Source organism: Sporosarcina sp. OR05 (assembly GCF_041414805.1).
In the GTDB taxonomy this organism is placed as follows: domain Bacteria; phylum Bacillota; class Bacilli; order Bacillales_A; family Planococcaceae; genus Sporosarcina; species Sporosarcina saromensis.
Genome location: NZ_JANKJL010000004.1, coordinates 100,853 through 115,939 on the forward strand (window position 1 = coordinate 100,853; position 15,087 = coordinate 115,939).

Annotated in this window: 16 protein-coding genes and 2 other annotated features; all 16 genes read left to right on the plus strand. The window is 43.6% G+C overall.

All coding sequences use genetic code 11. The annotated features are described in order from the left end of the window. Nucleotides 1–35 precede the first annotated feature (35 nt). On the plus strand, nt 36–1,499 hold the full coding sequence (gltX, locus tag NRI27_RS08930; protein ID WP_371390406.1) for a glutamate--tRNA ligase: 1,464 nt from the start codon (nt 36–38) through the stop codon (nt 1,497–1,499). 366 nt (nt 1,500–1,865) lie between these two features. Continuing rightward, nucleotides 1,866–2,093, plus strand: a binding site (T-box leader). 59 nt (nt 2,094–2,152) lie between these two features. Next, nucleotides 2,153–2,821 carry a serine O-acetyltransferase gene (gene cysE / locus NRI27_RS08935; RefSeq protein ID WP_317943724.1) on the plus strand — a complete coding sequence of 223 codons (669 nt, stop codon included), beginning with the start codon at nt 2,153–2,155 and terminating at the stop codon, nt 2,819–2,821. Beyond that, the gene (cysS, locus tag NRI27_RS08940; protein WP_371390407.1) at nt 2,802–4,202 is read left to right on the plus strand and encodes a cysteine--tRNA ligase; all 1,401 of its coding nucleotides are present in this window, start codon (nt 2,802–2,804) and stop codon (nt 4,200–4,202) included. Before cysE ends, cysS begins: the two co-directional genes overlap by 20 nt. A gap of 5 nt (nt 4,203–4,207) precedes the next feature. After that, a complete protein-coding gene (locus tag NRI27_RS08945) occupies nt 4,208–4,630 on the plus strand; it encodes a Mini-ribonuclease 3 (RefSeq protein ID WP_317943799.1) in 423 nt (140 codons plus the stop codon). After that, entirely contained in the window at nt 4,627–5,385 is a 759-nt protein-coding gene (gene rlmB / locus NRI27_RS08950) for a 23S rRNA (guanosine(2251)-2'-O)-methyltransferase RlmB (RefSeq protein ID WP_371390408.1), read from the plus strand. Before NRI27_RS08945 ends, rlmB begins: the two co-directional genes overlap by 4 nt. Further along, nucleotides 5,382–5,897, plus strand: coding sequence for an NYN domain-containing protein (locus NRI27_RS08955; RefSeq protein WP_317943720.1), 516 nt, complete (start codon nt 5,382–5,384; stop codon nt 5,895–5,897). Before rlmB ends, NRI27_RS08955 begins: the two co-directional genes overlap by 4 nt. Before the next feature lie 69 nt (nt 5,898–5,966). Then, a complete protein-coding gene (sigH, locus tag NRI27_RS08960) occupies nt 5,967–6,617 on the plus strand; it encodes an RNA polymerase sporulation sigma factor SigH (protein WP_371390409.1) in 651 nt (216 codons plus the stop codon). A 195-nt stretch (nt 6,618–6,812) separates the two neighbouring features. Then, a complete protein-coding gene (gene rpmG / locus NRI27_RS08965; RefSeq protein WP_371390483.1) occupies nt 6,813–6,950 on the plus strand; it encodes a 50S ribosomal protein L33 in 138 nt (45 codons plus the stop codon). A gap of 46 nt (nt 6,951–6,996) precedes the next feature. Then, nucleotides 6,997–7,182 carry a preprotein translocase subunit SecE gene (secE, locus tag NRI27_RS08970; RefSeq protein ID WP_317943715.1) on the plus strand — a complete coding sequence of 62 codons (186 nt, stop codon included), beginning with the start codon at nt 6,997–6,999 and terminating at the stop codon, nt 7,180–7,182. A 149-nt stretch (nt 7,183–7,331) separates the two neighbouring features. Next, on the plus strand, nt 7,332–7,865 hold the full coding sequence (gene nusG, locus NRI27_RS08975; RefSeq protein WP_317943713.1) for a transcription termination/antitermination protein NusG: 534 nt from the start codon (nt 7,332–7,334) through the stop codon (nt 7,863–7,865). A 170-nt stretch (nt 7,866–8,035) separates the two neighbouring features. Beyond that, nucleotides 8,036–8,461: a 50S ribosomal protein L11 gene (gene rplK, locus NRI27_RS08980; protein WP_060203386.1), complete on the plus strand. Its 426-nt coding sequence runs from the start codon at nt 8,036–8,038 to the stop codon at nt 8,459–8,461. A 116-nt stretch (nt 8,462–8,577) separates the two neighbouring features. Further along, a complete protein-coding gene (rplA, locus tag NRI27_RS08985; RefSeq protein ID WP_317943712.1) occupies nt 8,578–9,276 on the plus strand; it encodes a 50S ribosomal protein L1 in 699 nt (232 codons plus the stop codon). 46 nt (nt 9,277–9,322) lie between these two features. Next, nucleotides 9,323–9,470: a sequence feature (ribosomal protein L10 leader region), on the plus strand. Nucleotides 9,471–9,503: 33 nt separating this feature from the next. Continuing rightward, complete coding sequence (gene rplJ / locus NRI27_RS08990; protein WP_317943711.1) at nt 9,504–10,004, plus strand: 50S ribosomal protein L10; 501 nt, start codon at nt 9,504–9,506, stop codon at nt 10,002–10,004. Nucleotides 10,005–10,079: 75 nt separating this feature from the next. Further along, nucleotides 10,080–10,445, plus strand: coding sequence for a 50S ribosomal protein L7/L12 (gene rplL, locus NRI27_RS08995; protein WP_317943709.1), 366 nt, complete (start codon nt 10,080–10,082; stop codon nt 10,443–10,445). A gap of 227 nt (nt 10,446–10,672) precedes the next feature. Beyond that, on the plus strand, nt 10,673–11,281 hold the full coding sequence (locus tag NRI27_RS09000) for a class I SAM-dependent methyltransferase (protein WP_371390410.1): 609 nt from the start codon (nt 10,673–10,675) through the stop codon (nt 11,279–11,281). A 213-nt stretch (nt 11,282–11,494) separates the two neighbouring features. Then, nucleotides 11,495–15,037: a DNA-directed RNA polymerase subunit beta gene (gene rpoB, locus NRI27_RS09005; RefSeq protein ID WP_371390411.1), complete on the plus strand. Its 3,543-nt coding sequence runs from the start codon at nt 11,495–11,497 to the stop codon at nt 15,035–15,037. Nucleotides 15,038–15,087 lie beyond the last annotated feature (50 nt).

Here is a 15,087-nt window from a genome sequence, read left to right on the forward strand (position 1 = left end):
GACACTTGAATCAAACATGAACGGAGATGCTTTTAATGACAACAGAAGTACGAGTACGTTATGCGCCAAGTCCGACTGGCCATTTACATATCGGTGGTGCCCGGACGGCATTATTCAATTACTTATTCGCAAAACATCACGGCGGGAAATTCATTATCCGAATTGAGGATACCGATATTGCCCGTAATATTGAAGCGGGTGAATTATCACAACTTGATAATTTGAAGTGGCTTGGTGTCGAGTACGACGAATCGGTAGACATCGGTGGGGACTATGGTCCGTATCGCCAAATGGAACGTCTGGATCTTTATACGAAATATGCGCAAGAGTTGCTTGATGGCGGACATGCGTATAAATGTTTCTGTACAACAGAAGAGTTGGAAGCTGAGCGCGAGAAGCAAAAAAGTGCTGGCATTGCTGCGCCGATGTATGCGGGCACTTGCAGAAATCTGACTGCTGAAGAGGTTGCTGAAAAAGAAGCGGCAGGTATGCCGTATACAATCCGTATGCGCGTGCCTGAAAACGTGACGTATAAAGTGGATGACCTTGTTCGTGGAGAAGTTGTATTTGAATCAGAAGATGTTGGTGATTGGGTAGTTGTGAAAGCGAACGGTATCCCGACATATAACTTTGCGGTCGTCATTGATGACCATTTGATGAAAATTTCACATGTTTTCCGTGGAGAAGAGCATTTGACGAATACGCCGAAGCAATTAATGATCTATGATGTGTTCGGATGGGACTATCCACGTTTTGGTCATATGACGTTAATTGTCAATGAGGATCGGAAAAAGCTATCTAAACGTGATGAGTCGATTATTCAGTTCATTTCCCAATATAAGGACCTAGGTTATTTACCGGAAGCGATGTTTAATTTCTTTGCGTTGCTCGGTTGGTCTCCAGTCGGAGAAGAGGAGATCTTTACGAGAGATCAACTCATTGAGTTGTTTGATGAAAGTCGTCTATCTAAGTCTCCATCTATGTTCGATAAACAAAAATTGACGTGGATGAATAACCAGTACGTTAAAAAATTAAGTTTGGATGAAGTCGTCGAGTTGACGTTACCGCATTTGCAAGCGGCAGGTCGTGTGAACGAGGAGATGACGGAAGAGGAGCGCAAGTGGGTTCATAATTTGATTGCTTTGTACCAAGCGCAACTAAGTTATGGAGCTGAAATTGTTGAATTGACCGCCCAATTCTTCACGGATCATATTGAATATGATGAACAATCTAAAGAAATCTTGGCGGGCGAACAAGTGCCAGAAGTAATGGCTGCTTTCCAACGTCAATTGGAGGAGTTGGAATCGTTTGATCCGGCTTCCATCAAGGCAGCAATTAAAAATGTGCAAAAGGAAACAGGCCATAAAGGAAAGAATTTGTTTATGCCGATTCGTGTAGTAGCGACGGGTCAAGCGCACGGACCAGAGTTGCCGGATTCCATTGCGTTGATTGGCAAGGAAACGACAATTGAGCGCGTTTCGAAGTATGCGAAAGCTTGAGTTGATTTGGAGTTATGCGGCGTTCTGAGGAGATATGCTGTGATTTGAGGAGTTATGCGGCGTTCTGAAGAGTTATGCTGTGATTTGAGGAGATATGCGGCGTTCTGAAGAGATATGCTTTGTTTTGAAGAGTTATGCGGCGTTCTGAGGAGATATGCTGTGATTTGAGGAGCTATGCGGCGTTCTGAGGAGCTATGCTGTGTTTTGAAGAAATATGCGGCGTTTTGAAGAGTTATGCCGAGATTCAAGTTGTTATGCTTTGTTCTTAGTAGTTCTGAGGGTTGCGGCGTTTTAGAGTTGCAAGGGTGTGCGTCTTCGTGCATAATCGAAGTACGTCGTTTGTATAGTCAATTATAGTTTTGGATATAGAAAGCTTTGATAAGGAGAAGTACGTATTGCATGCGCTTTAGAGAGGATCATCGTCGGCTGGAAGTGATCTGTGCCTCTGTAATACGGAAATGCCCCTTTGAGTGCCGTGCCGAAAAGTGAAGTAGGCTGGACGCTTCGCCAGCGTTAATAGGCGATAAGCGGGAAGTGGCCAGGAGACTGGTTTCTTCCAAGCGGAGTGGAACCGCGCATATATGCGTCTCTGTCTATTTATGGACAGGGGCGTTTTTTGTGTTTTGAAAAGAAGTGAGATTGGAGGAAGTGGCGTGATACGTAGGATGAGGGAAGACATTAGATGCATATTTGAACAGGATCCTGCAGCACGGAGCACTTTCGAAGTGGTGTTGACGTATTCAGGGCTTCATGCGATTTGGGCGCATCGGCTTGCGCATGCGTTGTATAAACGGAATCTGTCCTTTCTAGCGCGATTTATCTCACAGATCAGTCGGTTTTTTACGGGGATTGAAATACATCCAGGTGCGACGATTGGTCGCCGGTTGTTCATTGACCATGGCATGGGGATTGTTATCGGTGAGACGTGTGAAATTGGAGATGATGTCACGTTGTATCAAGGGGTCACACTTGGTGGGACTGGGAAAGAGAAAGGCAAACGTCATCCGACGCTAGGGAACAATGTGCTAGTCGCTTCAGGGGCGAAAGTGTTAGGCTCTATTACAATCGGAGACAATAGTAAAGTGGGCGCAGGTTCTGTCGTGTTAAAAGATGTACCTGCTGATTCGACGGTTGTCGGCATACCGGGGAAGGTCGTCATGACAAACGGCGTACGTGTGAAGGATAAACACGATCACCGGAATATGCCGGATCCGGTTACTGATACGTGTAACCAATTGGAAAATGAAATCGCAATGCTGAAAAAACGAATAGAAGAATTAGAAAAGAAAGAGGGGAATCTTGATGGGCATTCAAATTTTTAACTCATTGACGCGAAAGAAAGAGCCTTTTATTCCTTTGGAAGAAGGTAAGGTGAAGATGTATGTGTGCGGACCGACTGTCTACAACTACATCCATATTGGAAATGCAAGGCCGGTTATTGTGTTTGATACGGTACGAAAATATTTGGAGTATCGTGGCTATGAAGTGAATTTTGTTTCGAACTTCACAGATGTGGACGATAAGATCATAAAGACGGCAAATGAGCTCGGTGAAGAGGTTGGGGAGCTAACAGATCGTTTCATTAACGCGTATTTCGAAGATGTTGGTGCACTTGGTTGCACAAAAGCGAATGCCCATCCGCGAGTGACGGAGCATATTGACGACATTGTGGAATTTATTCAAGTGTTGATTGACAAAGGGTATGCGTATGAAGCGCAAGGAGATGTGTATTTCCGTACGCGCAGTTTTGATGGGTATGGCAAGCTGTCACATCAATCAATCGATGAGTTGAAAGTCGGAGCGCGCATTGAGGATAGTGGGATTAAAGAGAATCCGCTCGACTTTGCATTATGGAAATCTGCCAAAGAAGGAGAAATCGCTTGGAGCAGTCCTTGGGGGCATGGTCGTCCTGGGTGGCATATTGAATGTTCTGTTATGGCAAGAGAGCATTTGGGCGATACGATTGATATCCATGCGGGTGGTCAGGATTTGACATTCCCACACCATGAAAATGAAATTGCGCAATCCGAAGCGATGACAGGGAAGCAATTTGCGCGCTATTGGATGCACAATGGCTATATTAATATTGATAATGAAAAGATGTCGAAATCACTAGGGAACTTTATTCTTGTGCATGATATCCGCCAAAAAATTAGTCCAAGGGTGCTTAGGTTCTTCATGCTGTCTGTTCAATACCGTCATCCGGTGAATTTTTCACAAGAGCTAGTGGAAAGTGCTGCAAATGGGTTGGAGCGCATTCAAACAGCGTACACCAATTTGCAACACCGTTTGGATTTGTCGGCAGACCTTGGCGATCAGCAAGACATTTGGACGTACAAAGTGGATGAAGTGGTCCGCCAGTTTGAAGAGGCGATGGACGATGACTTTAATACGGCAAATGCCATTGCGGCGATTTTTGAACTTGCGAAGACGGTGAATGTTTATCTGAAGGAGAAAAATACGCAAACTACTGTATTAACATACTTCATCGAGACATTTGATCGTTTAATGGGTGTGCTTGGGTTGCCATTTGAACAAGAGCAGGACTTGTTGGATGAAGACGTTGAGCAGCTTATTGAAGAACGGCTCACTGCTCGTCGTGAGAAGAACTTCCAACGTGCAGACGAAATTCGTGATGTATTAAAACAACAAGGTATTATTTTGGAAGACACTGCACAAGGCACGCGGTGGAAGAGAGGGTGAGTGCCGTGTATACATTGCGCGATATAGACGTCAAGCAATTAAATGCGTTGGCACTTGCCTATATGGGGGATGCTGTTTATGAACAGGCAATTCGGGAGCATCTATTGCGCTCGGGTCGTGTGAAACCGAATATTCTCCATAAAGAAGCGACGAAGTACGTTTCCGCAAAAGCACAAGCTGCGAGTGTGAAAATGATGCAACAGGACGGTTTCCTCACGGAGGAGGAGGAAGCCGTGTTGCGTCGCGGTCGGAACGCGAAGTCTGGTTCCGTTCCTAAAAACACAGATGTTGTAACGTATAATCATAGCTCGGGGTTCGAGGCGGTTCTTGGCTACTTGCATTTACTTGGGAAGCACGAGCGAGTGGAAGAAATTATTACGAAAACAGTGCAATTCATTGAAAAGCCTAATGAGGAGGGTGCATCATGACAAATCAGGAATCGGAATTGATTGGTGGTAAAAATCCAGTAGTGGAGGCCCTCCGATCAGGTAGAGAGTTAAATAAGATCTGGATCGCTGAAGGGTTGAATAAAAAAAGCATAGGGGAGATTCTTTCGCTTGCAAAACAAGCAGGTGTGCTTGTACAAGCTGTGCCGAAACAGAAACTGGATGGCATGCTCGATGTGAATCATCAAGGGGTCATTGCTTCAGTTGCTGCGTATGCATACGCAGAATTGGATGATTTGTTTGCGATAGCGGAGCGACGAGGAGAAGATCCTCTGTTTCTAATCCTAGATGAACTGGAAGATCCACATAATTTAGGTTCTATACTTCGTACAGCGGATGCAACGGGGGTGCATGGCGTCATTATTCCAAAGCGTCGTTCTGTCGGTTTGACGGGTGTAGTTGCGAAGGCGTCGACGGGGGCGATCGAGCATATTCCTGTCGTTCGTGTCAATAATTTATCTCAAACAGTGGAAGATCTGAAAAAAAGAGATGTGTGGATAGCAGGCACGGATGCAAAAGGCTCTCAAGACTATCGAAAAATGGATGCGACGTTACCGCTAGCGATCATTATTGGTAGTGAAGGGAAAGGGATGTCTCGCATTTTGAAGGAAAAATGTGATTTTCTCTATCATTTGCCGATGGTTGGACAAGTTACGTCTTTAAACGCATCTGTTGCTGCGGCATTGCTCATGTATGAAGTGTTCCGTAAACGCGATTGTCATCGTTCTGAGTCATGAAACAGGAAATTTTACTTGTCGATGGCTACAACGTGATTGGAGCTTGGCCTGAGTTGAGAACTCTAAAATCAGACAGCCTTGCAGATGCGCGAGACCGTTTAATCGAACGGATGGCAGAATACAAAGCGCATATGGGTTGGCGGGTTGTCGTGATTTTTGATGCACATTTAATGCCGGGCATTGAAAAGAAAAATTTAAAACATCAAGTGGAAGTCGTTTTTACGCGAGAAAATGAAACAGCGGATGAGCGGATTGAAAAAATGGTTGCTGAACTGAGTGGGCGTCGTGTACAAATTCATGTAGCGACGTCTGATTTAACGGAGCAGTGGGTCATTTTTGCGCAAGGTGCGTTAAGGAAGTCTGCGAGAGAACTAGAAATCGAGATGAATGAAATTGATCAAATCATCTCAAAGAAAGTGAAAGTAATCCAAGAGCAACGCCCGTTTTCCAAGATTCAACTGTCTGATGATGTTGCTGAAATATTTGAAAAATGGCGCCGTGGAATGAAATGAACGGTTGACGCAAAATTTTTCCATACGGTATACTAGTTGAAATGGCAATAACGAATCGGGGTGTGGCGATTGGTGGGAAAGACATACGTTCATGGGGGCACTACTGACTTCACGGGACTTTCCGATGAAGAGCTTATCATCTGTGTTCAAAGGGGGAGCGCGGACGCACTTGATTTTCTTATTACCAAATATCAATCTTTTGTCAAAATGAAAGCGCGCTCTTATTTCATGATGGGGGGAGACCGCGAAGATATTATTCAAGAGGGAATGATTGGCCTTTATAAAGCGATCCGTGATTTTCGTGATGATCGATTGAGTTCATTCAAAGCGTTCGCTGAATTGTGCATTACACGGCAAATTATTACGGCGATTAAGACCGCTACTCGACAGAAGCATATTCCATTGAATACTTCCGTCTCTTTGGACAAGCCAGTGTATGATGAAGAATCGGAGCGGACATTATTAGATGTCATCGCTAGTTCTGATCTTGATGATCCTCAGGACTTAATGATTTTCAAGGAAGATTATGTCCATATGGAAGGTGAAATCAATAAAGTTCTTAGTGGACTCGAAAAGCAAGTGTTGTCGCTGTATTTGGATGGCCAGTCTTATCAAGAAATATCAGATGAGTTGAATCGACAAGTAAAGTCAGTGGATAATGCATTACAACGGATTAAACGTAAATTGGAACGTCATATGCAAATAGATGCTGTATATTAATTTGTCCCAAAATAGCTTTAGAGAATGGTAGTGTTTGATGCATCCAAAAGGCAATTGTGGCGATTACCAAGCATTTTCCATTGTGTTGACATCGTGTAGGTAAGATGGTACTCTTTAGCAAGACAATGACGATGTACTTAAACTATTTACAACATTTGCATGACACGAGTTTAGGGTGAGAAAATGTCTAAAAAGATGATTTTGTGCTGTGAGCGTTGCGGGTCGAGGAATTATGTAATTCCGGCCGGCAATAAACAAGCAACAGAACGATTTACAGTGAAGAAGTTTTGCAATCATTGCAATACACATACAGAACATAAGCAGACAATCTGATTGCAATATGCAGTAATCTATATAATATTCGGAGGTCTACGAGTGCATGGGGAAATTAACCGGTTTCTTGAAAAATGTCGTCTCTGAAATGAGGAAGGTCAGCTGGCCAAAGCGTAAAGAATTAACACGTTATACAATTGTTGTAATCTTTACAGTCATCTTTATGGCGGTATACTTTGGTTTAGTGGATTTAGGCATTTCAGAAGTAATGGAATGGTATATTGCGTTATAATAAGGCAGCATGAATATCCTTGTCGAAAATATCCCGTCTTGTACTATGTACGGGTTTTTTCTTTTCTTTGGAAATAGCGCATTACGGGTTGAAAAAATGTTATTTATTTTTTAAAAGGAGGGACGGACACAGTCCTTGTCATTATGGAAATGGAGAAAAATTGGTACGTTGTCCACACGTATTCAGGGTATGAAAATAAGGTGAAGGCAAACCTTGAAAAACGTGTAGAGACAATGGGTATGCAAGATAAAATATTCCGTGTCGTCATTCCTGAAGAGCAAGAAACGGATTTTAAAGACGGAAAGAAAAAAACGGTTATGAAAAAAACTTTCCCAGGATATGTCCTCGTGGAAATTATTATGACGGATGATTCTTGGTATGTCGTTCGAAACACACCTGGAGTGACGGGCTTTATCGGTTCATCCGGTGGGGGAGCGAAGCCGACGCCTCTTTTACCTGAGGAAGTGGATTTCATCTTGAAGCAAATGGGCATGAAAGAGCCTAAAACAGAAGTCGATTTTGAAGTCGGCGAAATGATTGAAGTGTTAGAAGGACCATTCGCGCATTTCCAAGGGAAAGTAGAAGAAATCGATCAGGACAAAGGGAAAGTGCGTGTTACTGTCGATATGTTTGGACGCGAAACAATTATGGAACTCGACTTTGCACAAGTTGAAAAAATATAAGTGAATACCACTTGCAAGATAGGCAGAATAATGGTATCATTTCAAAGGTCAGACTGTAATCTGAACAGTCTGGACGGATTAACCAAATTCTACCGGGAAAACCGGCAGACACATATTGAGTGGGAGGGGCAACCCAATTACCACATCACGGACTTAAGGAGGTGTGTCTCGTGGCTAAAAAAGTTACCAAAATTGTGAAATTGCAAATCCCTGCAGGTAAAGCAAACCCAGCACCACCAGTTGGACCAGCACTAGGTCAAGCAGGTGTTAACATCATGGGATTCTGTAAAGATTTCAATGCACGTACAGCAGATCAAGCAGGCTTAATCATTCCTGTTGAAATAACTGTATTTGAGGACCGTTCATTCACTTTTATTACAAAAACTCCACCAGCAGCAGTGTTGTTGAAAGTTGCAGCTAATCTTCAAAAAGGTTCAGGAGAGCCTAACAAAAAGAAGGTTGCTACTGTAAAACGTGATAAAGTTCGCGAAATTGCAGAACAAAAGATGCAGGATCTAAACGCAGCATCAGTTGAAGCAGCGATGGCAATGGTTGAAGGTACTGCGCGCAGTATGGGAATCACGATCGAAGACTGATTCGTGTGACCGTAACGTGTTTCTTTGTAGTGGGGGTTGCGCTTGTCGTTAGGACACGCAACCCTTATTCGTGGGAGGTTCAATCCGTTAAAACCACAATGAGGAGGAAATAGCAAATGGCTAAAAGAGGTAAAAAATTCACTGAAGCAGCGAAACTTGTCGACCGTACACAAGCGTATGAATTGTCACAAGCGATTGAGCTTGCTAAAAAAACGAGCACAGTAAACTTTGATGCTACTGTTGAAGTTGCATTCCGTCTTGGAATCGACACTCGTAAAAACGACCAGCAAATCCGTGGGGCAGTTGTGCTTCCAAACGGAACTGGTAAAACTCAACGCGTACTCGTTTTCGCTAAAGGCGAAAAGTTGAAAGAAGCGGAAGCTGCTGGTGCAGACTTCGTAGGTGATGCAGAGTACATCACTAAAATCCAACAAGGCTGGTTCGATTTCGACGTTATCGTTGCAACTCCGGACATGATGGGCGAAGTTGGTAAAATCGGTCGTGTACTAGGACCAAAAGGCTTAATGCCAAACCCTAAAACAGGTACAGTAACATTTGATGTTGCGAAAGCTGTTGCAGAAATCAAAGCAGGTAAAGTTGAATACCGTGCGGACAAAGCTGGTATTATCCATGCGCCAATCGGAAAAGCTTCTTTCGATAACGAAAAGCTTGAAGAAAACTTCAAAACTGTATTTGAAACTGTTCAAAAAGCGAAACCAGCTGCAGCGAAAGGGACATACATGAAGTCTGTAAACATTACGACTACAATGGGTCCTGCGGTCAAAGTTGATCCTTCTTCTGTAGTTATTAAATAAAAACCATTGACAAGATTGAAATCTTGTAGTAAGATTTCGTTTGTTGTGAACTAAATCATTTGTACCGTAGACAGCAGGTGCGATTATTCGCTTAATTTCCTGCCGAGGACAAGACGCTCTTTCACGTTAAAGATGACGACTTTTCTGCCCTCGTGTTCTACTCTGTAGAGCCCGAGGGCTTTTCATATCGGTATAAATGACCCCGAATTCTTATAGGAGGTGTCAAGATGAGCAAAGTAATTGAAGCTAAACAAGCAGTTGTTGAAGAGATTTCAGGTAAATTGAAATCAGCAGTTTCTGTTGTCGTTGTTGACTATCGTGGTCTAAACGTCAGCCAAGTAACTGAACTTCGTAAGCAACTTCGTGAAGCAGGTATTGACTTCAAAGTTTACAAAAACTCAATGTCTCGCCGTGCTGCTGAAGCTGCAGGACTTGAAGGTTTGAACGAACATCTTGTGGGACCGAATGCAATTGCATTCTCTAACGAAGATGTAGTCGCTCCTGCGAAAATCCTTAACGATTTCGCTAAGAAGAACGACAAACTTGAAATCAAAGCAGGTGTAATCGAAGGTGCGGTTGCTTCTGTAGAAGATGTTAAGGCATTGGCAGAACTTCCATCACGCGAAGGTCTACTTTCTATGCTACTCAGCGTTCTACAAGCTCCAATGCGCAACTTCGCGCTTGCAACAAAAGCTGTTGCAGAGCAAAAAGAGGAACAAGGCGCTTAATCACCATCAAGTTGCCTGAACGACAATATGCGGGTTAAACCCGACAAAACAAAACCTATTTAGGAGGAACATATAATGACTAAAGAACAAATCCTTGACGCGATTAAAGAAATGACAGTTCTTGAATTAAACGACCTAGTAAAAGCAATCGAAGAAGAATTCGGCGTAACTGCTGCAGCTCCAGTTGCAATGGTTGGCGGTGCAGGTGCTGGTGAAGCGGCTGCTGAGCAAACTGAATTCGACGTAGTTCTTGCTTCTGCAGGAGACCAAAAAATCAAGGTTATCAAAGTTGTACGTGAACTTACTGGCCTTGGCTTGAAAGAAGCGAAAGAAGTAGTTGATAACGCTCCTAAAGCAATCAAAGAAGGCGTTTCTAAAGAAGAAGCTGAAGAAATGAAAGCGAAACTTGAAGAAGTTGGCGCTGGAATCGAAATCAAGTAATTTTTCTATACGGGAGAAAGGCTCGTCGGTTGACGGGCTTTTCTTCGTTTTTTTATCTCTGCTCAAAAAAAATTGTAGCATGAGGCTTGAGAATTTAGTTGAATGAAGGAATTTTCTAAAGCAAGTGCTGTATCACTTGTGTACTGAAGACACGTTTCATTTACTTTGTGCATGACGATATATTTAAAGAAATTTGGATAACCTTTCGTTAGGAAGGGAGGAACGAAATGGCAGATCATTATTATTCTAAAAATCCTACCGTGAAAAGCGATCCGAAAGAATGGAGTGCGACGGTCCGTGGCGTTCAACTTCGTTTTAAAACGGATGCTGGTGTATTCAGTAAGGGAGAAGTGGATTTTGGCTCGCGCTTGCTTGCGGATGCATTTCGGATGAATGAAACCGAAGGGAATTTGCTTGATGTTGGTTGTGGGTATGGCCCAATCGGTTTATCGGTTGCCGCATCTTTTCCGGATCGGACAGTTCACATGGTAGATGTGAATGAGCGAGCGATGGCGTTAGCGAAAGAAAATGCGGAAATGAATGGCATACAAAACGTCGAAATCTATCCGAGTGATGCACTGTCTTCTGTAGAAATGGAAGGCTTTTCTGCTATTTTGACAAATCCGCCAATCCGGGCAGGAAAAGAGACGGTATTCAGCATCTACGACGGCGCTTTTTCAAAGTTGGCGAATGGCGGGGAGTTGTGGGTTGTTATTCAAAAGAAGCAAGGTGCTCCTTCTACAATCGCACATTTAGAAGACCTTTTTGGTCATGTGGAAACGGTCGAAAAGAAAAAAGGGTACTTTATTCTGAAAGCCCAAAAAATGTTGACGTAAGGCTAACGTTGTGGTAGTATTGTAAAATGCATAAATAATATAATGCGGTCGTGTGCCCTTTTGCATAAGTTTTGGTAAACTAAGGCATACTGGCAATGGATAAAAGATTGTTAAACCGAAAATGAGCTCTTGCCGGAACTCGTTTTCTTTTTGTTTTTTCGATATCATACACTATTTTTATGATTTCGCAAAGGACTAATATTGTTTTGAGGGGTGAAAGAGTTGACAGGTCATTTAGTTCAGTATGGTCAACACCGTCAGCGCAGAAGTTTCGCGCGGATCAATGAAGTTCTCGAGCTGCCGAATTTGATTGAAATCCAGACGGCATCTTATGAGTGGTTCTTAGAAGAAGGACTACGTGAAATGTTTCGAGACATTTCACCGATTCAGGATTTCACAGGTAATCTTTCTTTGGAGTTCATTGATTATCAGCTTGGTGAACCGAAATACCCTGTTGATGAGTCGAAGGAACGTGATGTTACGTATGCTGCGCCATTGCGTGTGAAAGTACGTTTGCACAACAAAGAAACCGAAGAAGTGAAAGAGCAGGACGTTTTCATGGGTGATTTCCCACTTATGACAGAAAACGGAACGTTCATCATCAACGGTGCGGAAAGGGTTATCGTATCCCAGCTTGTTCGTTCTCCAAGTGTCTATTTCAATGATAAGACAGATAAGAACGGTAAGCGTGGCTTTGCGGCAACGGTTATTCCAAATCGTGGAGCTTGGTTAGAGTACGAAACGGATGCGAAAGATGTCGTTCATGTCCGTATCGATCGTACACGTAAATTACCAATTACAGTTCTTCTTCGCGCGCTTGGTTTCTCGACAGACCAAGAAATTATCGACTTGATCGGCGATAATGAATACTTACGGAATACGTTGGAAAAGGACAATACGGAAAACTCCGAAAAAGCGTTGCTTGAAATTTATGAGCGCTTACGTCCTGGCGAACCACCAACGTTGGAAAGCGCTAGAAGCTTACTTTACTCCCGCTTCTTCGATCCAAAACGCTATGATTTGGCGAACGTAGGTCGTTACAAGATGAACAAGAAACTTCATTTGCAAAACCGTCTTTTCAATCAAACACTTGCTGAGACGCTCGTGGATCCTGAAACAGGTGAAATCCTACTTGAAAAAGACCAGCTTATTGACCGCCGGACTTTAGATCGTATACTCCCTCATCTTGAAAAAGGTGTCGGTATTGAAGAGATTTCTCACGTAGGTGGAGTTCTTGAAGATGACATAACGATTCAGACGATAAAAATCTACGCACCTAAGAGCGAAGAAAAACAAGTGATTAACGTCATCTCCAATGCGAGCATTGATGAATCCATCAAAAATGTTACGCCAGCGGATATCGTTGCGTCCATCAGTTATTTCTTCAACTTGCTACATGGTGTAGGGAACACGGATGACATCGACCACCTTGGTAACCGTCGTCTTCGTTCTGTAGGTGAACTCCTACAAAACCAATTCCGTATTGGTTTGTCCCGTATGGAACGTGTTGTAAAAGAACGTATGTCCATTAACGATACACAATCAATCGTTCCTCAACAGTTAATTAACATCCGTCCAGTTATTGCGTCAATTAAAGAGTTCTTCGGTAGCTCTCAGCTATCCCAGTTCATGGATCAGACGAACCCTCTTGCAGAATTGACACATAAACGTAGATTGTCTGCACTCGGACCAGGTGGATTGACGAGGGAACGTGCGGGAATGGAAGTGCGTGACGTTCACTACTCTCACTATGGCCGTATGTGTCCAATTGAAACGCCGGAAGGTCCGAACATCGGATTGATCAACTCCCTATCTACATTTGCGCGAGTGAACAAATTCGGTTTCATTGAAACTCCTTATCGGAAAGTGGATCCTGAAACGAATCGTGTTACACAACAAATCGATTATTTGACTGCAGATATCGAAGATAATTACGTTGTGGCACAAGCGAACGCTCTGTTAAACGACGATGGTTCATACGTCAATGAAGAAGTTGTTGGCCGTTTCCAAGGTGACAACACAGTCTTCAAACGTGAACAGATCGATTACATGGATGTATCGCCTAAGCAAGTCGTGTCTGCTGCGACAGCTTGTATTCCATTCTTGGAAAACGATGACTCCAACCGTGCACTCATGGGAGCGAACATGCAACGTCAAGCTGTTCCTTTATTAAACCCTGAGGCGCCTTTCGTAGGTACAGGTATGGAGCACGTATCAGCGCGTGATTCTGGAGCTGCCGTTATTGCAAAATATCACGGAATTGTCGAGCATGTGGAAGCGAAAGAAATCCGCATTCGCCGTATTGAAACGGTTGACGGCAAAGAAGTGAAAGGCGATCTCACAATTTATAAGCTTGAAAACTTCATCCGTTCTAACCAAGGGACGTGCTATAACCAACGACCGATTGTTAGCGTAGGAGATCGTGTAAAACCACGTGACATCCTAGCAGATGGTCCTTCCATGGATAGCGGAGAGCTTGCTTTAGGGCGTAACGTCCTCACTGCCTTCATGACATGGGATGGTTACAACTATGAAGATGCGATCATTATGAGCGAACGTCTTGTAAAAGATGATGTCTTCACTTCAATTCATATTGAAGAATACGAGTCAGAAGCACGTGATACGAAACTTGGACCTGAGGAAATCACGAGAGATATTCCAAACGTTGGTGAAGAAGCGCTTCGCAATCTTGACGACCGTGGAATTATCCGCGTCGGTGCAGAAGTACGCGATGGAGACATTCTCGTTGGTAAAGTAACCCCTAAAGGAGTTACGGAACTTACTGCAGAAGAAAGACTTCTTCATGCGATTTTCGGTGAAAAAGCACGTGAAGTCCGTGATACATCCCTACGTGTGCCACATGGTGCAGGTGGAATTGTACTAGACGTAAAAGTGTTTAATCGTGAAGATGGTGACGAACTGCCACCAGGCGTTAACCAGCTCGTCCGTGCATACATCGTTCAAAAACGTAAAATCTCCGTTGGGGATAAAATGGCCGGACGTCATGGTAACAAAGGGGTAATCTCCCGTATCTTGCCTGAATCGGATATGCCATACCTTCCAGATGGTACACCGATCGATGTCATGTTGAACCCACTAGGCGTTCCATCACGTATGAATATCGGACAGGTATTGGAAATGCACTTAGGGATGGCAGCACGTAACCTAGGTGTCCATATGGCTTCTCCAGTATTTGACGGAGCGAACGAAGAAGATGTGTGGTCTACAATGGAAGAAGCGGGCATGAACCGTGATGGGAAAACGATCCTTTATGACGGACGCTCTGGTGAACCGTTTGACAATCGTGTTTCTGTCGGTGTCATGTACCTCATTAAACTTGCGCACATGGTAGACGATAAATTGCATGCTCGTTCTACAGGTCCTTACTCACTTGTTACGCAACAACCACTTGGCGGTAAAGCTCAATTCGGTGGACAGCGTTTCGGAGAGATGGAAGTATGGGCGCTTGAAGCTTATGGGGCTGCTTATACATTGCAAGAAATTCTAACAGTCAAGTCGGATGACGTTGTCGGTCGTGTGAAAACTTACGAAGCGATCGTCAAAGGACAAAGCGTACCTCAACCAGGTGTTCCTGAATCATTCAAAGTATTGATCAAGGAACTTCAAAGTCTTGGTTTGGACGTGAAAATGCTGACAGAAGAATTCGAGGAAATCGAAATGCGTGATCTTGATGATGACGACGATATGCAACCAACTGACGCATTGAATCTCATGGCTGAAGATCAAACTGTATAAGTCGCTGCAGCAGATGGTCAAAGAATGAAATCCTACAGAATTGCAAGTAG